General features: G+C 67.8%; 25 protein-coding genes. All 25 read right to left on the bottom strand.

Annotated elements, in window-relative coordinates:
• Positions 1-11 precede the first annotated feature (11 nt).
• The gene (gene rplR / locus LADH09A_RS13580; protein ID WP_088950232.1) at positions 12-401 is read right to left on the bottom strand and encodes a 50S ribosomal protein L18; all 390 of its coding nucleotides are present in this window, start codon (positions 399-401) and stop codon (positions 12-14) included.
• Positions 398-940, bottom strand: coding sequence for a 50S ribosomal protein L6 (rplF, locus tag LADH09A_RS13575; RefSeq protein ID WP_088950233.1), 543 nt, complete (start codon positions 938-940; stop codon positions 398-400). Before rplF ends, rplR begins: the two co-directional genes overlap by 4 nt.
• A gap of 16 nt (positions 941-956) precedes the next feature.
• A complete protein-coding gene (gene rpsH / locus LADH09A_RS13570; RefSeq protein WP_007465270.1) occupies positions 957-1,364 on the bottom strand; it encodes a 30S ribosomal protein S8 in 408 nt (135 codons plus the stop codon).
• Between the two features lie 116 nt (positions 1,365-1,480).
• On the bottom strand, positions 1,481-1,666 hold the full coding sequence (locus LADH09A_RS13565) for a type Z 30S ribosomal protein S14 (RefSeq protein WP_007465272.1): 186 nt from the start codon (positions 1,664-1,666) through the stop codon (positions 1,481-1,483).
• Between the two features lies 1 nt (position 1,667).
• Complete coding sequence (gene rplE / locus LADH09A_RS13560) at positions 1,668-2,234, bottom strand: 50S ribosomal protein L5 (RefSeq protein WP_088950235.1); 567 nt, start codon at positions 2,232-2,234, stop codon at positions 1,668-1,670.
• A complete protein-coding gene (gene rplX, locus LADH09A_RS13555; RefSeq protein WP_203120238.1) occupies positions 2,234-2,554 on the bottom strand; it encodes a 50S ribosomal protein L24 in 321 nt (106 codons plus the stop codon). The genes rplE and rplX overlap by 1 nt, the downstream gene beginning before the upstream one ends.
• Entirely contained in the window at positions 2,551-2,919 is a 369-nt protein-coding gene (rplN, locus tag LADH09A_RS13550) for a 50S ribosomal protein L14 (protein WP_007465279.1), read from the bottom strand. The genes rplX and rplN overlap by 4 nt, the downstream gene beginning before the upstream one ends.
• Before the next feature lie 97 nt (positions 2,920-3,016).
• Positions 3,017-3,295, bottom strand: a complete 279-nt coding sequence (gene rpsQ / locus LADH09A_RS13545; protein ID WP_030489590.1) for a 30S ribosomal protein S17 — start codon at positions 3,293-3,295, stop codon at positions 3,017-3,019.
• Positions 3,292-3,528, bottom strand: a complete 237-nt coding sequence (gene rpmC, locus LADH09A_RS13540; RefSeq protein WP_007465283.1) for a 50S ribosomal protein L29 — start codon at positions 3,526-3,528, stop codon at positions 3,292-3,294. Before rpmC ends, rpsQ begins: the two co-directional genes overlap by 4 nt.
• Positions 3,528-3,953, bottom strand: coding sequence for a 50S ribosomal protein L16 (gene rplP, locus LADH09A_RS13535; RefSeq protein ID WP_007465292.1), 426 nt, complete (start codon positions 3,951-3,953; stop codon positions 3,528-3,530). The genes rpmC and rplP overlap by 1 nt, the downstream gene beginning before the upstream one ends.
• A 3-nt stretch (positions 3,954-3,956) precedes the next feature.
• Positions 3,957-4,844: a 30S ribosomal protein S3 gene (rpsC, locus tag LADH09A_RS13530; protein WP_238645353.1), complete on the bottom strand. Its 888-nt coding sequence runs from the start codon at positions 4,842-4,844 to the stop codon at positions 3,957-3,959.
• Entirely contained in the window at positions 4,844-5,302 is a 459-nt protein-coding gene (rplV, locus tag LADH09A_RS13525; protein ID WP_007465297.1) for a 50S ribosomal protein L22, read from the bottom strand. Before rplV ends, rpsC begins: the two co-directional genes overlap by 1 nt.
• A 41-nt stretch (positions 5,303-5,343) precedes the next feature.
• Positions 5,344-5,625: a 30S ribosomal protein S19 gene (gene rpsS, locus LADH09A_RS13520; RefSeq protein WP_007465299.1), complete on the bottom strand. Its 282-nt coding sequence runs from the start codon at positions 5,623-5,625 to the stop codon at positions 5,344-5,346.
• 12 nt (positions 5,626-5,637) lie between these two features.
• Positions 5,638-6,477, bottom strand: a complete 840-nt coding sequence (rplB, locus tag LADH09A_RS13515; RefSeq protein WP_088950237.1) for a 50S ribosomal protein L2 — start codon at positions 6,475-6,477, stop codon at positions 5,638-5,640.
• A gap of 12 nt (positions 6,478-6,489) precedes the next feature.
• Positions 6,490-6,792 carry a 50S ribosomal protein L23 gene (gene rplW / locus LADH09A_RS13510; RefSeq protein WP_007465304.1) on the bottom strand — a complete coding sequence of 101 codons (303 nt, stop codon included), beginning with the start codon at positions 6,790-6,792 and terminating at the stop codon, positions 6,490-6,492.
• Positions 6,789-7,439 (bottom strand): 50S ribosomal protein L4, encoded by a 651-nt coding sequence (rplD, locus tag LADH09A_RS13505; protein WP_007465305.1) that lies wholly within the window; start codon positions 7,437-7,439, stop codon positions 6,789-6,791. Before rplD ends, rplW begins: the two co-directional genes overlap by 4 nt.
• Positions 7,436-8,101: a 50S ribosomal protein L3 gene (gene rplC, locus LADH09A_RS13500; protein WP_099848680.1), complete on the bottom strand. Its 666-nt coding sequence runs from the start codon at positions 8,099-8,101 to the stop codon at positions 7,436-7,438. The genes rplD and rplC overlap by 4 nt, the downstream gene beginning before the upstream one ends.
• 11 nt (positions 8,102-8,112) lie before the next feature.
• Complete coding sequence (gene rpsJ, locus LADH09A_RS13495) at positions 8,113-8,421, bottom strand: 30S ribosomal protein S10 (protein WP_007073037.1); 309 nt, start codon at positions 8,419-8,421, stop codon at positions 8,113-8,115.
• A gap of 350 nt (positions 8,422-8,771) precedes the next feature.
• Positions 8,772-9,965 (bottom strand): elongation factor Tu, encoded by a 1,194-nt coding sequence (gene tuf, locus LADH09A_RS13490; protein ID WP_110563098.1) that lies wholly within the window; start codon positions 9,963-9,965, stop codon positions 8,772-8,774.
• A gap of 212 nt (positions 9,966-10,177) precedes the next feature.
• Complete coding sequence (gene fusA / locus LADH09A_RS13485; RefSeq protein ID WP_308194551.1) at positions 10,178-12,274, bottom strand: elongation factor G; 2,097 nt, start codon at positions 12,272-12,274, stop codon at positions 10,178-10,180.
• Positions 12,275-12,348: 74 nt separating this feature from the next.
• Entirely contained in the window at positions 12,349-12,819 is a 471-nt protein-coding gene (gene rpsG / locus LADH09A_RS13480) for a 30S ribosomal protein S7 (protein WP_007465317.1), read from the bottom strand.
• A 1-nt stretch (position 12,820) separates the two neighbouring features.
• Positions 12,821-13,195 carry a 30S ribosomal protein S12 gene (gene rpsL, locus LADH09A_RS13475; RefSeq protein ID WP_007465318.1) on the bottom strand — a complete coding sequence of 125 codons (375 nt, stop codon included), beginning with the start codon at positions 13,193-13,195 and terminating at the stop codon, positions 12,821-12,823.
• Positions 13,196-13,700: 505 nt separating this feature from the next.
• On the bottom strand, positions 13,701-14,081 hold the full coding sequence (locus tag LADH09A_RS13470) for a hypothetical protein (RefSeq protein WP_238645400.1): 381 nt from the start codon (positions 14,079-14,081) through the stop codon (positions 13,701-13,703).
• Positions 14,082-14,694: 613 nt separating this feature from the next.
• Positions 14,695-15,063 carry a hypothetical protein gene (locus LADH09A_RS13465; protein ID WP_238645352.1) on the bottom strand — a complete coding sequence of 123 codons (369 nt, stop codon included), beginning with the start codon at positions 15,061-15,063 and terminating at the stop codon, positions 14,695-14,697.
• Between the two features lie 94 nt (positions 15,064-15,157).
• Positions 15,158-19,045 carry a DNA-directed RNA polymerase subunit beta' gene (locus tag LADH09A_RS13460; protein WP_238645351.1) on the bottom strand — a complete coding sequence of 1,296 codons (3,888 nt, stop codon included), beginning with the start codon at positions 19,043-19,045 and terminating at the stop codon, positions 15,158-15,160.
• Positions 19,046-19,088: the final 43 nt, after the last annotated feature.

The following is a 19,088-nucleotide window of genomic DNA, read 5'->3' as shown; positions in this document are numbered from 1 at the left end:
TGACGGGGTTGTTAGAACTCGAGCCCGGCTTCGCGGGCGGCGTCGGCAAGCGCGGCGACTCGCCCCGCGTACCGGTTGCCACCGCGGTCGAAGACGACCTTGGAGACGCCGGCGGCCTTGGCCCGCTCGGCGAGCAGCGCGCCCACCTTGCCAGCCAGGGCGCTCTTGTCGCCCTCCGTGCCACGCAGCGAGGCGTCCAGGCTCGACGCCGACGCCAGGGTGTGACCCTTGGTGTCGTCGACGACCTGGGCGACCATGTGCCGCAGCGAGCGGGTGACGACCAGGCGCGGACGCTCGGCCGTACCACTGACGTTCTTGCGGACGCGGAAGTGCCGACGCGCACGCCCGACGGCGCGCTTGGCGGCAACGCCGCGGCGGCGCTTGAGCAGCGTGGCGCTCACTTCTTACCTGCCTTTCCAGCCTTGCGGCGGATGACCTCGCCCTGGTACTTCACGCCCTTGCCCTTGTAGGGCTCCGGCGGGCGGATCTTCCGGATGTTGGCGGCGACCTCACCGACCTGCTGCTTGTCGATGCCAGCAACGTGGAACAGGGTCGGCCGCTCCACCGTGAAGGTGATGCCCGCCGGGGCGGGGACGACCACCGGGTGCGAGAACCCGAGCGCGAACTCGAGGTCCGAACCCTTGGCGGTGACCCGGTAACCGGTGCCGGCGATCTCCAGGCTCTTGCGGTAGCCCTCGGTGACCCCGACGATCATGTTGGCAACCAGCGTACGGCTCAGGCCGTGGAGTTCCTTGGCCTTGCGCTCGTCGTTCGGCCGGTTGACGCTCAGCTGCCCATCCTCGGCCCGCTCGACCGTGATCGGCTCGGCGAGGGTGTGCTCAAGCTGGCCCTTGGGGCCCTTGACCTTGACGGTCTGCCCGTCGATCGTGATGTCGACGCCGGCTGGCACCGGGATCGACTTACGTCCAATTCGCGACATTTCTACCAGTCTCCCGTTACCAGACGAAGGCGAGGACTTCCCCGCCAACACTCCGCTTGCGGGCCTGCCGGTCGGTCAGCAGCCCCTGGGACGTCGAAATGATCGCCACGCCCAGCCCACCGAGCACCCGCGGGAGCCCGTCCGACTTGGCGTACACCCGGAGACCGGGCTTGGACACGCGCTTGATGCCGGCCAGGCTCCGCTCGCGGTTCTGGCCGTACTTCAGCTCGACGACCAGTCGCTTGCCGACGGCGCCCTCCTCGGGCTCCTCGACCGACCAGGTGGCGATGTAACCCTCGGCCTTCAGGACCTCGGCGATGTTCGCCTTGATCTTGGAGTAGGGCATCTTCACCTGATCGTGGTACGCCTGGTTGGCGTTACGCAGACGCGTGAGCATGTCTGCGATCGGGTCGGTCATCGTCATGGATTTCGTCAGCCTTTCTCGCCGGGGTTCCCCGGGCATCAGCCCCGGGCCTACGGCGAAGAGCAATACCTAATCGGTGCAGGAGTTCCCGGCCGACGGCCGGGACGCGGTCGCCCTTACCAGGAAGCCTTGGACACGCCCGGCAGCTCACCACGGTGAGCCATCTCCCGGATGCAGACCCGGCAGAGCCCGAACTTGCGGTAGACCGCCTTCGGACGCCCGCACCGCTGGCAGCGGGTGTACGCGCGAACCGAGAACTTCGGCTTCGCGGCCGCCTTGATGATCAGCGCCTTCTTGGCCATCTCAGTTCTCCTTGAACGGGAAGCCCAGGAGCTTGAGCAGCGCCCGGCCCTCGTCGTCGGTCGTGGCGGTCGTGACCACCGTGATGTCCATGCCCCGCTGGCGATCGATCCGGTCCTGGTCGATCTCGTGGAACACCGACTGCTCGGTCAGACCGAACGTGTAGTTGCCGTGCCCGTCCAGCTTGCGCCCGTCCAGGCCGCGGAAGTCGCGGATACGCGGAAGCGCGATGGAGAGCAGCCGGTCCAGGAACTCCCACATCCGGTCGCCACGAAGGGTGACCTTCGCGCCGATCGGCATGCCCTCGCGGAGCTTGAACTGCGCGATGGACTTGGTCGCCCGCCGCACCTGCGGCTTCTGGCCGGTGATCGTGGCGAGGTCGCGGACCGCGCCGTCGATCAGCTTGGCGTCGCGAGCAGCCTCGCCGACACCCATGTTGACGACGACCTTGACCAGCCGCGGCACCTGCATGGGGTTGCCGTAGCTGTGCTGCTCGCGCAGCTGGGCCACGATCTCGTTGCGGTACCGCTCCTTGAGGCGCGGCAGGGTCTTTTCGGTAGCCGTGGTCATCACAGGTCCTTACCGGTGCTACGCGCGATGCGGACCTTCTGGCCGTTGTCGTCGATCCGGTAACCGACGCGGGTCGGCTTGCCGTCGGAGTCCAGGACCTGCACGTTCGAGACGTGGATCGGGGCCTCCTGAGTGACGATGCCGCCGGTCTTGGCGCCACGCTGGGTGGTGCTGATACGGGTGTGCTTCTTGACCCGGTTCACGCCCTCGACCAGGACCTTGTCCTGCCGCGGGTAGGCCTGAATGACCTTGCCCTTGGCACCCTTGTCCTTGCCGGCGATGATGACGACCGTGTCGCCCTTCTTGACCTTCACGGTCACAACACCTCCGGCGCGAGGGAGATAATCTTCATGAACCGCTTGTCCCGCAGCTCCCGGCCCACCGGGCCGAAGATGCGGGTACCACGCGGGTCCCCGCCGTCCTTGATGATGACGGCGGCGTTCTCGTCGAAGCGGATGTACGAGCCGTCCGGACGACGCCTCTCCTTGGCCGTGCGAACGACGACCGCCTTGACGACGTCGCCCTTCTTCACACCGGCACCCGGGATCGCGTCCTTGACCGTGGCCACGATGACGTCGCCGATGCTCGCGTAGCGCCGACCCGAGCCGCCGAGAACCCGGATGCACAGGATCTCCCGAGCACCCGTGTTGTCGGCGACGCGCAGTCGCGACTCCTGCTGAATCACGTCTATCTCCTATGTCTGCCGGTTCTCCGGCCGCCGCAGCGGCCGGCCGGAGCCTGGCGGAACCTACGCCCGACGCAACGCCGGGCTCGAGCCTTCGCTACTTGGCCTTTTCCAGGATCTCCACGATCCGCCAACGCTTGGTGGCGCTCAGCGGCCGGGTCTCCATGATGAGAACCCGGTCGCCGGTGCCAGCGGCGTTCTGCTCGTCGTGCACCTTCAGCTTGGCCGTACGGCGCATGATCTTGCCGTACAGCGCGTGCCGAACCCGGTCCTCGACCTCGACCACGACGGTCTTGTCCATCTTGTCGCTGATCACCAGGCCCTCGCGGACCTTGCGGCGCGACCGCGCGGCGGCGGTGGCGGTCTCTTCGGTCATGATGCAGTCACCTCAGTCGGCGCGGCCGAGAGCCCCAGCTCGCGCTCACGCATGATCGTGTAGATCCGGGCGATCTCCCGACGGATGACCTGCAACCGCCGGTTGTTGTCCAGCTGCCCGGTTGCGGCCTGCACGCGGAGGTTGAACAGCTCCGCCTTGGCCTCCCGCAGCTTCGTGACCAGCTCCTCTTCGGAGAGCTCACGCAGCTCGGTCGCCTTAACGCCCGCTGCCATCAGGATTCACCCACTTCGCGCGTAACAATGCGGCACTTCATCGGGAGCTTGTGGATCGCGCGACGCATGGCCTCTCGCGCGATCTGCTCGTTGGGGAAGGACATCTCGAAGAGAACCCGCCCCGGCTTGACGTTGGCGACCCACCACTCGGGCGAACCCTTACCGGAACCCATCCGGGTCTCGGCAGGCTTCTTGGTGAGGGCCTGGTCCGGGAAGATCGTGATCCAGACCTTGCCACCACGCTTGATGTGGCGAGTCATCGCGATACGTGCCGACTCGATCTGCCGGTTCGTCACGTACGCCGGCTCGAGAGCCTGAATCCCGAACTCGCCGAACACCACCCGGTTACCACCCTTGGACGCGCCACTGCGGTCCGGGTGGTGCGGCTTGCGGAAGCCCTTCGGAGGCTTGCGCGGCATCAGCATCTGTCAGCCCTCCTGCTGCGTTTCTGCCGGCTGAGTCGCGGCCGGAGCGGAAGCCGTTGCGGCGACAGCTGCGCTGTCGACCGGCTCGCCACTCGGCGTCTCGGCCTGCTGCGCGATGGTGGTCGCAGCAGCCCGGCCGGCCTCGGTGCCACCAGCCGTGGTGCCGGACGAACCCGACCGGCCACGACGCGGACGCTCGGGACGGTCGCCACGCTCACCACGACGCGGGCGGGACGGACCGGCCTCGGCCGGAGCCTCCCGGCCCGGAACGGCGTCGCCCTTGTAGATCCAGACCTTGACACCGATCCGACCGAACGTCGTACGGGCCTCGAAGAAGCCGTACTCGATGTTGGCCCGCAGCGTGTGCAGCGGAACCCGGCCCTCACGGTAGAACTCGGTCCGGCTCATCTCGGCGCCGCCGAGGCGACCCGAGACCTGAACCCGAATGCCCTTGCAGACCGGGTTCTTCATCGCCGACTGCATGGCCTTGCGCATCGCCCGACGGAAGCTGACCCGGCTGGACAGCTGCTCGGCCACGCCCTGCGCAACCAGCTGGGCGTCCGACTCGGGGTTCTTCACCTCGATGATGTTCAGCTGAACCTGCTTGCCGGTGAGCTTCTCCAGCTCGCCGCGGATCCGGTCGGCCTCCGCACCCTTACGGCCGATGACAATGCCCGGCCGGGCGGTGTGGATGTCGACGCGGACACGGTCGCGGGTGCGCTCGATGTCGACCTTGGAAATCCCGGCGCGCTCGAGGCCCTTGGACATCATGCGGCGGATCTTGACATCCTCGCCGATGTAGTCCTTGTAGAGCTTGTCCGCGAACCAGCGGGACTTCCAGTCGGTCGAGATGCCGAGCCGGAACCCAGTGGGGTGAACCTTCTGACCCATTACTCGGCGTCCTCCGTCTTGCTCTGCGCTTCGGCCGGTGCGGCCTCCGTGGCCGGGGCGGCCTTCTTCGCCGCGGCCTTCCTCGGCGCTGCCGGCGCGACCGCTTCGACCGCCACAGTGATGTGGCAGGTGCGCTTGCGGATTCGGTACGCCCGACCCTGCGCCCGCGGCTGGAACCGCTTCATCGTCGGGCCCTCGTCAACGAAGGCCTCGCTGACGAGCAGCGCGTCGGGGTCCAGCCGCTCGTTGTTCTCCGCGTTGGCGATCGCGCTAGCGAGCACCTTGTACACCTGCTCGCTCGCAGCCTGTGGCGCGAACTGCAGCACCGTTAGCGCCTCCTTCGCGGGCAGGCCGCGGACGAGGTTGACCACCCGGCGCGCCTTCATCGGCGAGATGCGCACGTGCCGCGCAACCGCCCGCGCGCCCGGAAGCACCGGAGCGTCGCCCTTTCCTGGCATCGCTGTAACCCCTTGTTCCCTCTATCCGTATGCCCGCGGCGTCAGCGCCGACGGCTCTTCCGGTCGTCCTTCTCGTGACCCTTGAACGTGCGGGTCAGCGCGAACTCGCCGAGCTTGTGCCCGACCATCGCCTCGGTCACGAACACCGGGACGTGCTTGCGTCCGTCGTGCACGGCGATCGTGTGCCCCAGCATCTCGGGGATGATCGTCGAGCGCCGCGACCAGGTCTTGATCACGTTCTTGGAGCCCTTGTCGTTCTGGACTTCCACCTTCTTGAGCAGGTGGTCGTCGACGAACGGGCCCTTCTTCAGGCTGCGAGGCATGTCTTATCTCCCTCAGCCGCGCTTACGCGTGGCGTAGCGGCGGCGGACGATCAGCCGGTCACTCGGCTGGCCCTTACGGCGGGTGCGGCCCTCGGGCTTACCCTGCGGGTTGACCGGGTGGCGACCACCGGAGGTCTTACCCTCACCACCACCGTGCGGGTGGTCGACCGGGTTCATGGCGACACCACGGACGGTCGGGCGCTTGCCCTTCCACCGCATCCGGCCGGCCTTGCCCCAGTTGATGTTCGACTGGTCGGCGTTGCCGATCTCGCCGACGCTGGCGCGGCAGCGCACGTCCACCCGCCGGATCTCGCCGGACGGCATACGCAGGGTCGCGTACGCGCCCTCGCGGCCGAGCAGCTGGATGCCGACGCCGGCGGAACGGGCCAGCTTGGCCCCGCCACCCGGACGCAGCTCCACGTTGTGGATCGTGGTACCGACCGGGATGTTGCGCAGCGGCAGGTTGTTGCCGGGCTTGATGTCGGCGCCCGGACCGGACTCGACGCGGTCGCCCTGCTTCATGTCCTTCGGCGCGATGATGTACCGCTTCTCGCCGTCGGCGTAGTGCAGCAGCGCGATGCGCGCCGTGCGGTTCGGGTCGTACTCGATGTGAGCGACCTTCGCCGGCACGCCGTCCTTGTCGACCCGCTTGAAGTCGATCAGACGGTACTGGCGCTTGTGACCGCCGCCGTGGTGACGCGTGGTGATCCGGCCGTGGGCGTTACGCCCGCCCTTCTTCGGCAACGGAGCCAGCAGCGACTTCTCCGGCGTGGACCGGGTGATCTCGGCGAAGTCAGCGACGCTGGAGCCTCGTCGGCCCGGCGTCGTCGGCTTGTACTTACGGATAGCCATTGTCTACACCCCTCAGCTGACCGGGCCGCCGAAGGCCTCGATGCGGTCACCGTCAGCCAGCTTCACGATCGCCCGCTTGGTCGCCTTGCGCTGACCGAAGCCGGTCTTGGTGCGCTTGCGCTTACCCTGGCGGTTGAGCGTGTTGACCGTCAGGACGCGGACGTTGAAGATCTGCTGGATAGCGATCTTGATCTCGGTCTTGTTCGCGTCCGGGTGCACCAGGAAGGTGTACCAGTTCCGGTTCAGCTCGCTGTAGCTCTTCTCCGAGACGACCGGCGCGACGATGATGTCGCGCGGGTCGGCGATGGTGCTCACTTGCCACCCTCCTCGGTGGTCTCGGCGGGCACGCCCAGGAACTCGTCCAGGGCGTCCTTGGTGAAGACCACGTCGTCGGCCACCAGCACGTCGTACGTGTTCAGCTGGCCGGACTCGATCAGGTGCACGCGCGGCTCGTTGCGCAGCGACACCCAGTTCAGTTCGTCGGTGCTGCTCAGCACGACCAGGACCCGACGGGCCTCGGTGAGCTTGGTCAGCGTGGCCAGGGCCGCCTTGGTCGACGGCTTCTCGCCCGAGACGAACGCCTCGACGACGTGCACCTGCCCGGCGCGGGCCCGGTCGGAGAGGGCACCCCGCAGAGCGGCTGCCTTCATCTTCTTCGGGGTCCGCTGGCTGTAGTCACGCGGCACGGGACCGTGCACGACGCCACCGCCGGCGAACTGCGGCGCGCGGATCGAGCCCTGCCGGGCGCGACCGGTGCCCTTCTGCTTGTACGGCTTCTTGCCGCCACCGGCGACCTCGCCGCGGGTCTTGGCCTTGTGCGTGCCCTGTCGGGCCGCCGCGAGCTGGGCCACCACGACCTGGTGCATCAGCGCGACGTTGGCCTGCACGTCGAAGATGTCCGCCGGCAGCTCGACGGAGCTGCTGGTGGTGCCTTCGACGGTGCGCACGTCAACGGTGGTCACTTGGCCGCACCGCCCTTCTTCACCTTGCTCTTGGCCGCGGTACGGACCAGAACAAGCGCGCCCTTGGGACCAGGAATGGCACCCCGGACGAGCAGCAGGTTGTTCTCGGTGTCGACCGCCTGGACGGTGAGGTTCTGCACGGTGTAGCGCACGCCACCCATGCGGCCGGCCATCCGGGTGCCCTTGAAGACACGACCCGGAGTGGCGCAGGCGCCGATGGAACCGGGCGAGCGGTGCTTGCGCTCGACACCGTGGCCAGCACCCAGGCCGTGGAAGCCGTGCCGCTTCATCGGGCCGGCGTAGCCCTTGCCCTTGGTCTTGCCGGTGACGTCGATGGTGACGCCAGCCGGGAACTCCTCGACCGTGACTTCCTGGCCGAGCGAGTATTCCCCAGCGTCCGTGGTGCGCAGCTCGACGATGTGCCGGCGCGGCGCCACGTCCGCCTTGGCGTAGTGGCCGCTGATCGGCTTCTTGACCTTGCGCGGGTCGATGATGCCGTACGCCAGCTGGACCGCGGAGTAACCGTCCTTCTCGGCGCTACGAACCTGGCTGATGACGCACGGGCCGGCCTCGACCACGGTCACGGGAACAACACGGTTGTTGTCCCAGACCTGGGTCATGCCGAGCTTGGCGCCCAGGATCCCCTTGACTTGCCTGTCCATTTGTCCGGTCCCTACAGCTTGATCTCGATGTCGACGCCAGCCGGCAGGTCGAGGCGCATGAGCGAGTCGACCGTCTTCGGGGTCGGGTCGATGATGTCGATCAGCCGCTTGTGCGTGCGCATCTCGAAGTGCTCGCGCGAGTCCTTGTACTTGTGCGGCGAGCGGATAACGCAGAAACGGTTGATCTCCGTGGGCAGCGGCACCGGGCCCGCGACCTGCGCCCCGGTGCGCGTCACCGTCTCGACGATCTTCCGAGCCGAGGAGTCGACGACCTCGTGGTCATAGGCCTTGAGCCGGATGCGGATCTTCTGTCCCGCCATGGTGGCTTCTGTTCCTTCTCTCGATGCCGCTGTGTTGCGGGCGCCTGTACCGGCTGGCACAGGCCCACTTCGCCGACCCCCGCGGTCGGGCGTGTCGCGCCCTCGGATCGGGCTCCGCCCCGTGGTTCCGGAGCGGTGCTGACCGCGCGGTGGGTCAAGGCGCCGATCGCATTACCGCGACCTGAACGCCGTGCGAGGGTGGTTGGCGACTGGGCCGCCAACCACCCCACGCTCGACTGCCTCGCCACCCGGAGGTTCAGCGAAAGCCGAACACAGGCGACGAACTGTCGTTACGCAACCTGACTAGTATGCCGCACGACCGGCGGCGGGTCTAATCGGGGTTACCTAGTTCACTTGATGATCTTGGTGACGAACCCGGCGCCGACGGTGCGGCCACCCTCGCGGATCGCGAACTTGAGGTTCTCCTCCATGGCGATGGGCTGGATCAGCTTCACCGACATGGTGGTGTTGTCGCCCGGCATGACCATCTCGGTGCCCTCGGGGAGGGTGACGACACCGGTGACGTCCGTGGTCCGGAAGTAGAACTGCGGGCGGTAGTTCTGGAAGAACGGGGTGTGGCGGCCGCCCTCCTCCTTGGAGAGGATGTAGACCGTCGCCTCGAACTCCGTGTGCGGGGTGTTCGAGCCCGGCTTCACGACGACCATGCCGCGCTCGACCTCGTCGCGCTTGGTACCACGCAGCAGCAGGCCGACGTTCTCGCCTGCGCGGGCGTCGTCCAGGGTCTTCCGGAACATCTCGATCGCGGTGACCTTGGTCTTGAAGCTCTTCTCCTTGATACCGACGAGCTCAACATCCTCGTTCGGCAGGAGAACGCCGCGCTCCACGCGACCGGTGACGACGGTGCCACGACCGGTGATCGTGAAGACGTCCTCGACCGGCATCAGGAACGGCATGTCGACCTCGCGCTCCGGCTGCGGGATCGAGGTGTCGACCGCGGTCATCAGGTCCAGCAGCTTGCCGGTCCACTCGGGGTCACCCTCGAGGGCCTTCAGCGCCGAAACCCGAACCACCGGCAGGTCGTCGCCCGGGTACTCCTGCGACGAGAGCAGCTCACGGACCTCGAGCTCGACGAGCTCCAGGAGCTCCTCGTCATCGACCATGTCGCTCTTGTTGAGCGCCACGACGATGTACGGCACACCAACCTGACGGGCCAGCAGCACGTGCTCGCGGGTCTGCGGCATCGGGCCGTCGGTCGCCGCGACCACCAGGATCGCGCCGTCCATCTGCGCGGCACCGGTGATCATGTTCTTGATGTAGTCCGCGTGGCCGGGGCAGTCCACGTGCGCGTAGTGCCGCGCCTCGGTCTGGTACTCGACGTGCGCGATCGAGATCGTGATGCCGCGGGCCTTCTCCTCCGGCGCCTTGTCGATCTCGTCGAACGGCGTGTAGGGGTTCAGGTCCGGGAACTGGTCGTGCAGGACCTTGGTGATGGCCGCCGTCAGCGTCGTCTTACCGTGGTCGATGTGACCAATGGTGCCGATGTTGACGTGCGGCTTAGTCCGCTCGAACTTAGCCTTCGCCACTGGTGTCCTCCTGTGGACTTCTTGGTTCGTACGCCCGGCGCGCCGGTCGGCGCTTAGGACTCTGTCGACAGCCTTTCCGGCCAGAAGGCCGGGAAGCCATTGTGGGTTCTGCGGCGATGAAGCCTACAGGCCCGGTCTCACGCGATCCGATCGTGGTGGCCGCGGGCGGGTAAAACCTCCCGCGACCAACCACGAATCACCTGCTCAGGGCGTTACTCGCCCGTTGCCTTGGCGATGATCTCCTTCGCGACGCTCTGCGGAACCTCGGCGTAGGAGTCGAACTGCATGCTGTAGCTAGCCCGGCCCTGGGTCTTCGACCGCAGGTCGCCGACGTAGCCGAACATCTCCGACAACGGCACCAGAGCCCGGACGATGCGGGCGCCACTGCGCTCCTCCATCGCCTGGATGATGCCGCGGCGGGAGTTGAGGTCACCGATGACGTCACCCATGTTCTCCTCAGGAGTGGTGACTTCAACGGCCATCATCGGCTCGAGCAGCGCGGGATCGGCCTTGCGGGCCGCGTCCTTCATCACCATCGAGCCGGCGATCTTGAATGCCATTTCCGACGAGTCGACCTCGTGGTACTGACCGTCCAGCAGCGTCAGCTTCACACCGACCAGCGGGAAGCCCGCCAGGATGCCGTACTGAAGCGCGTCCTGCGCACCGGCGTCCACCGACGGGATGAACTCCCGGGGGATGCGGCCACCGCTGACGGCGTTGGCGAACTCGTAGGTCGGCGATTCGTTGTCCAGCGGCAGCGGCTCGACGCTCACGATGACGCGGGCGTACTGGCCGGAACCACCGGTCTGCTTCTTGTGGGTGTACTCGACCTTGTCCACCTTGCGGCGGATGGTCTCGCGGTACGCCACCTGCGGCTTGCCGACGTTGGCCTCGACGTTGAACTCACGCCGCATCCGGTCGACCAGGATGTCCAGGTGCAGCTCGCCCATGCCGGAGATGACCGTCTGACCGGTCTCCTCGTCCAACCGGACGCGGAAGGTCGGGTCCTCTTCGGCCAGCCGCTGGATGGCGGTGCCGAGCTTCTCCTGGTCGGACTTGGTCTTCGGCTCGATCGCCACCGAGATGACCGGCTCCGGGAAGGTCATCGACTCCAGGATCACCGGGTTCGCCGGGTCGGAGAGCGTGTCGCCGGTGGTGGTCTGCTTGAGACCCTGCACGGCGATGATGTCGCCGGCCTGCGCCGTCGGACGCTCTTCGCGCTTGTTGGCGTGCATCTGGTAGATCTTGCCGATCCGCTCCTTGCGGTCCTTGGTGGAGTTGACCACCTGGGAGCCGGATTCGAGCAGACCGGAGTAGACCCGGACGTAGGTGAGCTTGCCGAGGTGCTTGTCCGTCTGGATCTTGAAGGCCAGGCCGGCGAACGGCTCCGTCTTGGAGGGCTTGCGAACGATCGGCGTCTCGCCGTCGGTCGCCGTGCCCTCGATGGCGGGAACGTCCAGCGGCGACGGCAGGAAGTCGACCACGGCGTCGAGCATGGGCTGGACGCCCTTGTTCTTGAACGCCGAGCCGCACAGCACCGGGTTGGCCTTGCCGGCGATGGTGGCACGCCGGATGGCGGCCTTGATCTCCTCGGTGGAGACCTCCTCGCCTTCCAGGTACTTCTCCATCACCGAGTCGTCGACGTCGGCCAGGGTCTCCATCAGCTTCTCGCGCCACTCGGCCGCGGAGTCGGCCAGCTCGGCCGGGATCTCCTCGATCGCGTAGTCGTCACCCTTCTGGGTCTCCCCACGCCAGGTGAGAGCGCGCATACCGATCAGGTCGACGACACCGATGTGGTCGCCCTCGAGCCCGATCGGGATCTGGAGCACCAGCGGGGTGGCGTTCAGCCGGTCGATCATCATCTGCACGCAGCGGAAGAAGTCGGCGCCGGTCCGGTCGAGCTTGTTGACGAAGCACATACGCGGGACGTTGTACTTGTCGGCCTGCCGCCAGACGTTCTCCGTCTGCGGCTCCACGCCGGCGACACCGTCGTAGACCGCGACCGCACCATCCAGAACCCGCAGCGACCGCTCGACCTCGACCGTGAAGTCGACGTGGCCCGGCGTGTCGATGATCTGGATCGTGTGGCCCTTCCACTCACACTTGGTAGCAGCGGAGGTGATGGTGATGCCACGCTCCTGCTCCTGCTCCATCCAGTCCATGACGGCAGCGCCCTCGTGGACCTCACCGATCTTGTACGTGATGCCGGTGTAGAACAGGATCCGCTCGGTGGTCGTGGTCTTACCGGCATCGATGTGCGCCATGATGCCGATGTTGCGTACGTTGGCGAGCGCGTCTGCGGCGGCCACTTCAATCCCTACTTATCGTCGTCTCGACTCAACTGGTGGCGGTTCCGGCGCCCGAGGGCGCCGGAACCAGGGTGTTACCAGCGGTAGTGCGCGAAGGCCTTGTTCGACTCGGCCATCTTGTGCGTGTCCTCGCGCCGCTTGACGGCGGCACCGAGACCGTTGCTCGCGTCGAGCAGCTCGTTCATCAGCCGCTCGACCATGGTCTTCTCGCGACGAGCGCGGGAGTAGGTGACCAGCCAGCGCAGGCCCAGGGTGGTCGCCCGGGTCGGGCGGACCTCGACCGGCACCTGGTAGGTGGCGCCACCGACACGACGGCTGCGCACCTCGAGGGTCGGCTTGACGTTGTCCATCGCCCGCTTGAGGGTGACGACCGGGTCGGTGCCGGACTTCTCGCGGCAGCCCTCGAGGGCCGCGTACACGATCGACTCGGCGAGCTGACGCTTGCCGCGGAGCAGGATCTTGTTCACCAGCTGGGTGACCAGCGGCGAGTTGTACACCGGGTCAGCGACCAGTGGCCGCCGCGGAGCGGGTCCCTTACGCGGCATGTCAGCTCTTCTCCTTCTTCGCGCCGTAACGGCTGCGCGCCTGCTTGCGGTTGCGGACACCCTGGGTGTCCAGCGAGCCGCGAACGATCTTGTAACGCACGCCGGGGAGGTCCTTCACCCGGCCACCGCGCACGAGCACGATCGAGTGCTCCTGGAGGTTGTGACCGACGCCCGGGATGTAGGCGGTCACCTCGATCTGGCTGCTGAGCTTCACGCGAGCGACCTTGCGCAGCGCCGAGTTCGGCTTCTTCGGGGTGGTGGTGTACACGCGGGTGCACACGCCGCGCCGCTGAGGGGAACCCTTCAGCGCCGGGGTCTTGGTCTTGGTCGTCTTCGCCTGGCGGCCCTTTCGGACCAGCTGCTGGATCGTGGGCACCGGGTTTCTCCGCTCCCTTCGGCCGCATTCGCGGCCGCGCCGTCGCTCGTTAGCCGGCCTGATGACCGGCTCTCCTACATTCCGACCAGGGTCACCTTGCGGAGACCCCGGCACCCGCGGTCGGGCGTGTCGCCCTCGTCACGGCCCCGTTGCGACGCTTTCGCGTTGCGTACCGGGTTTGTTCACCGGTGCGCGGGTCGCCCCGCCCCGGATCTTTGGCTTGTCGTGCCGCCGCCCGGGCTCCGGGCACAGCGCACGCACGAGTTGCCCGGGCATGCCCGGGCACAAGGGGAAAGAGTACCTACCACAACCGCCCAGGTCAAAACGGAATGGCCCGGCGACTGTCTCACATCCGCCGGCCCGAACTCGTTCTGCCCCGTCGCCCGCGATGGGCACCTACGAACACAAGTGTACCGGCTTCCCCGCGGGACCACCCGTCGGCCCCGGGCCGGCACCGGGGAGTCACCACTCGGCCCCGACATCGTGGACCGGACGGCGACCGACCTCAGGCCAGGGTGAGGAGCAACGCCAGGCCCAGGCCCAGGAGGCTGAGCACCCCTCCCGCCACGCCACAGCTGATTCCGGCCACCGCGAGCCCCCGGCCGGTGAACCGGACCGCGGGAGGCGCCGCCGGCCGGCGGATCTGCCGCTGGCCGAGCAGGCCGGTGACGATCGCCGCCACACCGGCCAGCACCCCGAGCACGGCGAACGCTCCGGAGGCCCAGGCCCCGCCGTCGTCCCTGAAGCTCACCCCGAAGCAGATCACCAGCAGCGAGACCAGGACCGAGGCCACCCCGGCCACCAGCGCCCCGATGGCCAGCCCGGAGGTGACCGGCGCCACGTCCAGGTGCACGACGCCGAACGGCGTACCGGGCACCGCCTCCACCCGCTTCGGCGGCCGGCGCTGGTCATCGGTGGGAGGCGGCACCGGATGCCCGGCCATGCCACCCCAACCGGGTGCGCGACCCGGTGGCGGCGGACCCCAACCCGCGGGTGCGCCGGGCCCCGACGACGGCGGACCCCAACCAGGAGGCACACCAGGCCCCGACGACGGCGCACCCCAACCCCCAGGTGCGCCAGGCCCCGACGACGGCGGACCCCAACCAGGAGGCACACCAGGCCCCGACGACGGCGCACCCCAACCAGGTGGTGGCGGGGTCGGCGCACCGGAGACCGGGTACGGCTGGCCGGAGCCGGTCGGCGTGGTCGGGCCCCAACCGGGGTGCGGCGCGGGAGACGACGGCGCGACAGATGACGGCGCGGAAGACGACGGCGCGGCCGCGGGTGGGTGCGGCGCGCTGCTCGGGCCCGGTCGCGCCCAGTCACTCGGCTCGGGCGGGGTCGGCGCGTCCGGATGACCGGCCGGTTCGTCCGCAGGGGGCCGCGCCGGTTCCGTCACGAGGTCCTCCTGTCGAAAGGGCACCGCCGCCGCACGGCGGACACCGGCCAGGCTACCGCCGAGGGTGCCGCCGCCCGCGCCCGGCGCGGCCACGGGCGGCTCAGTCCATGTTCGTCGGGTAGTCGTGGCCGAACGGCGCGCCGGCCAACCGCACCACCCCGATCACCACGGCGACGACCACGGTGACCGCGACCAGCACGAGGCCGGTCCAGGCCATCCGCTCCCCCCGTCGCAGCCAGGCCCCGCCGGTCAGGAAACCCCCCGAGGTGTACGCCTCACGGCGCGCCTGGCGGGCCAGTTGCAGTGCCACCGTCGCCGGCACCACCCCGCCGATGAAGAGACCGGTCAGCATGCCGATCAGCCCCAGCGCGAAGACCGCCCGCGCCTTCGTGGCGCGGGCCGGGTCCGGGTCGAGCGGGTGGCGCAGGCCCTGCTGCGCGACGGGCACCTGCCCGGGTGCGGTCGTCATACCCCCATCATGCCGAACTCGGACCGGGGGTGGGTGGGTCCGGACACGACGAGGCCCCCGGCGGAAACCGGGGGCCTCGTCGTGCGATTGGTGCTTAGCGGTACGACCCGAAGTCGAAGTCGTCCAGCGGCACAGCCTGCCCGCTGGCCGGCCCGAACCCGTAGTCGGTCTCCGGGTAACCGGTCATCGAGTAGACCTTGGCCTTGGCCTCCTCGGTCGGCTCCACCCGGACGTTGCGGTACTTGCTGATGCCCGTACCGGCCGGGATGAGCTTTCCGATGATCACGTTCTCCTTGAGGCCGACCAGCGAGTCGCTGCGCGAGTTGATCGCAGCGTCGGTCAGCACCCGGGTGGTCTCCTGGAAGGAGGCCGCCGAGAGCCAGGAGTCGGTGGCCAGCGAGGCCTTGGTGATACCCATCAGCACCGGACGACCGGCGGCGGGCTCGCCGCCCTCCGAGACGAGTCGGCGGTTCTCCGACTCGAACAGCGCCCGGTCGACCAGCACACCCGGCAGGAACTCGGTCGAGCCGGAGTCGATGACCGTCACCCGCTTGAGCATCTGGCGGATGATGATCTCGATGTGCTTGTCGTGGATGAGCACACCCTGCGAGCGGTAGACCTCCTGGACCTCACTGGTCAGGTGGACCTGGACCGCCCGCGGACCCATGATCCGCAGAAGCTCGTGCGGGTCGATGGTGCCCTCGGTCAGCTTCTCGCCGACCGCGACGTGACCGCCGTCGTGGGTACGGAGCTTGACGCGCTTCGAGATCTTGTCGTAGACGATCTCTTCGCTGCCGTCGTCCGGCACCACGATGATCTTGCGCGAGCGCTCGCCGTCCTCGATCCGGATCCGGCCGGGGGTGTCGGCGATGGGCGCCTTACCCTTCGGGACCCGAGCCTCGAAGATTTCCTGAACACGCGGCAGACCCTGGGTGATGTCCTCACCCGCGACACCACCGGTGTGGAAGGTACGCATCGTCAGCTGCGTACCCGGCTCACCGATGGACTGGGCGGCGATGATGCCGACCGCCTCGCCGATGTCGACCGACTTACCGGTCGGCAGCGACCGGCCGTAGCAGGCCGCGCAGACACCCAGCTTGGACTCGCAGGTGAGCACGCTGCGCACCCGGACCGTCTCCACGCCGGCGGCGACGATCTTGTCGACCCCGATGGAGTTGATGTCCTGACCGCGCTCGGCCACCACGGTGCCGTCCGGCCCCTTGATGTCGTCGGCCAGCGTCCGGGCGTGCACGCTGGTCTCGGCGTGGGTGTGGACGACGAGCTTGCCGTCCAGCTTCTCGCCGATCTGCATCGGGATCGCCCGGTCGGTGCCGCAGTCTTCCTCGCGGATGATGACGTCCTGCGAGACGTCCACCAGACGACGGGTCAGGTAACCCGAGTCGGCGGTCCGCAGCGCGGTGTCAGCGAGACCCTTACGGGCACCGTGCGTGGAGATGAAGTACTCCAGCACGGACAGACCCTCCCGGTAGCTGGCCTTGATCGGCCGCGGGATGATCTCGCCCTTCGGGTTGGCCACCAGACCACGGATCGCCGCGATCTGCCGGAGCTGGAGCAGGTTACCGCGGGCACCCGAGTGGATCATCTTCCACAGTGGGTTCTCCTGCGGCAGCGCGGTGTCCATCTCCTTGGCGACCTCGTTGGTCGCCTTGGTCCAGATCTCGATGAGTTCGCCGCGACGCTCCTCGGCGGTCATCAGACCACGCTGGTACTGCTTGTCGATCCGGTCGGCTTCCTTCTCGTACTTCGCCAGGATCTCCGCCTTGCGCGGCGGAGCGATGACGTCCTCCATGCCGATCGTCACGCCGGACCAGGTGGCCCAGTGGAAACCGGCCTCCTTGAGCCCGTCCAGGGTGGCGGCCAGCGCCACCTTGGGGAAGCGCTCGGCGAGGTCGTTGACGATCGCGGAGAGCTGACCCTTGCGGATCTCGTAGTTCACGAAGCGGTAGCCCTGCGGCAGCGTCTCGTTGAACAGCACCCGACCCAGGGTGGTCTCCACGGTCAGCGCGTCACCCTCGACGAAGCCCTCCGGGGCGGACCACGTCTCGGCGCCAGCACCGTTGTCGACCTCGGTCACACCACGAAGGCGGATCTTCACGGGCGCCTGCAGGTGCAGCTCACCGTTGTCGAAGGCCATCCGCGCCTCGGCGTCCGAGCTGAACGCCCGGCCCTCGCCCTTCTCACCGGCGGTGAGGTGGGTGAGGTGGTAGAGACCGATGACCATGTCCTGGGTGGGCATGGTGACCGGCTTGCCGTCGGCCGGCTTGAGGATGTTGTTCGACGACAGCATCAGGATCCGGGCCTCGGCCTGAGCCTCGGCGGACAGCGGCACGTGCACCGCCATCTGGTCACCGTCGAAGTCGGCGTTGAACGCCGTGCAGACCAGCGGGTGGATCTGGATGGCCTTGCCCTCGACCAGCTGCGGCTCGAAGGCCTGGATGCCCAGGCGGTGCAGGGTCGGCGCCCGGTTGAGCAGCACCGGGTGCTCGCCGATGACCTCTTCCAGCACGTCCCACACGACCGGGCGCTGACGCTCGACCATCCGCTTGGCGGACTTGATGTTCTGCGCGTGGTTGAGGTCCACCAGCCGCTTCATGACGAACGGCTTGAACAGCTCCAGGGCCATCTGCTTGGGCAGACCGCACTGGTGCAGCTTGAGCTTGGGGCCGACCACGATGACCGAACGGCCGGAGTAGTCGACGCGCTTGCCCAGCAGGTTCTGGCGGAACCGGCCCTGCTTGCCCTTGAGCATGTCGGACAGCGACTTGAGCGGGCGGTTACCCGGGCCGGTGACCGGCCGGCCGCGACGACCGTTGTCGAACAGCGCGTCGACGGCCTCCTGGAGCATCCGCTTCTCGTTGTTGACGATGATCTCGGGAGCACCGAGGTCGATCAGCCGCTTGAGGCGGTTGTTCCGGTTGATCACGCGGCGGTACAGGTCGTTGAGGTCCGAGGTCGCGAACCGACCACCGTCGAGCTGCACCATCGGGCGCAGGTCCGGCGGGATGACCGGGACGCAGTCCAGCACCATGCCGAGCGGCGAGTTGCGGGTGTTCAGGAACGCCGCCACGACCTTGAGCCGCTTGAGCGCACGGATCTTCCGCTGGCCCTTGCCGGACCGGATGGTCTCCCGCAGGCTCTCGGCCTCGGCGTCGAGGTCCATGTTCTGGACCAGCGCCTTGATCGCCTCCGCGCCCATGGAACCGGTGAAGTACTCACCGAACCGGTCGCGCAGCTCGCGGTAGAGCAGCTCGTCGGTGACCAGCTGCTTCGGCTCCAGCTTGCGGAAGGTGTCCAGCACCTCGTCCAGGCGGTCGATCTCGCGCTGGGCCCGGTCGCGGATCTGGCGCATCTCGCGCTCTCCGCCCTCCTTGACCTTGCGCCGGACGTCCGCCTTGGCACCCTCGGCCTCCAGCTCGGCCAGGTCGGCCTCGAGCTTGGCGGCCCGCTTCTCGATCTCCGAGTCGCGGCTGTTCTCGGACTGCCGCTTCTCGGCCAGGATCTCGTTCTCGATCGTCGAGAGGTCACGGTGACGCGACTCCGCGTCCACGCTCGTCACGACGTACGAGGCGAAGTAGATGATCTTTTCGAGGTCCTTGGGGGCGAGGTCCAGCAGGTAGCCCAGCCGGCTCGGAACGCCCTTGAAGTACCAGATGTGGGTCACCGGAGCAGCGAGCTCGATGTGCCCCATCCGCTCACGACGGACCTTGGAGCGAGTCACCTCGACGCCGCAGCGCTCACAGATGATGCCCTTGAACCGAACGCGCTTGTACTTACCGCAGTAGCACTCCCAGTCGCGCTGCGGACCGAAGATCTTCTCGCAGAAGAGCCCGTCCTTCTCCGGCTTCAGGGTGCGGTAGTTGATCGTCTCAGGCTTCTTGACCTCGCCGTGCGACCACTGACGGATGTCGTCGGCGGTGGCGAGACCAATGCGCAGCTCGTCGAAGAAGTTGACGTCGAGCACTATGTCCCCTATGTCGTCGTCTGTACTGCTAATTCTCGGGCGG

Source organism: Micromonospora cabrerizensis (genome assembly GCF_022230955.1).
GTDB lineage: Bacteria > Actinomycetota > Actinomycetes > Mycobacteriales > Micromonosporaceae > Micromonospora > Micromonospora cabrerizensis.
The sequence above is the reverse complement of the archived record's forward strand: the minus strand, read 5'-3'. Positions and strand labels throughout refer to the sequence as shown.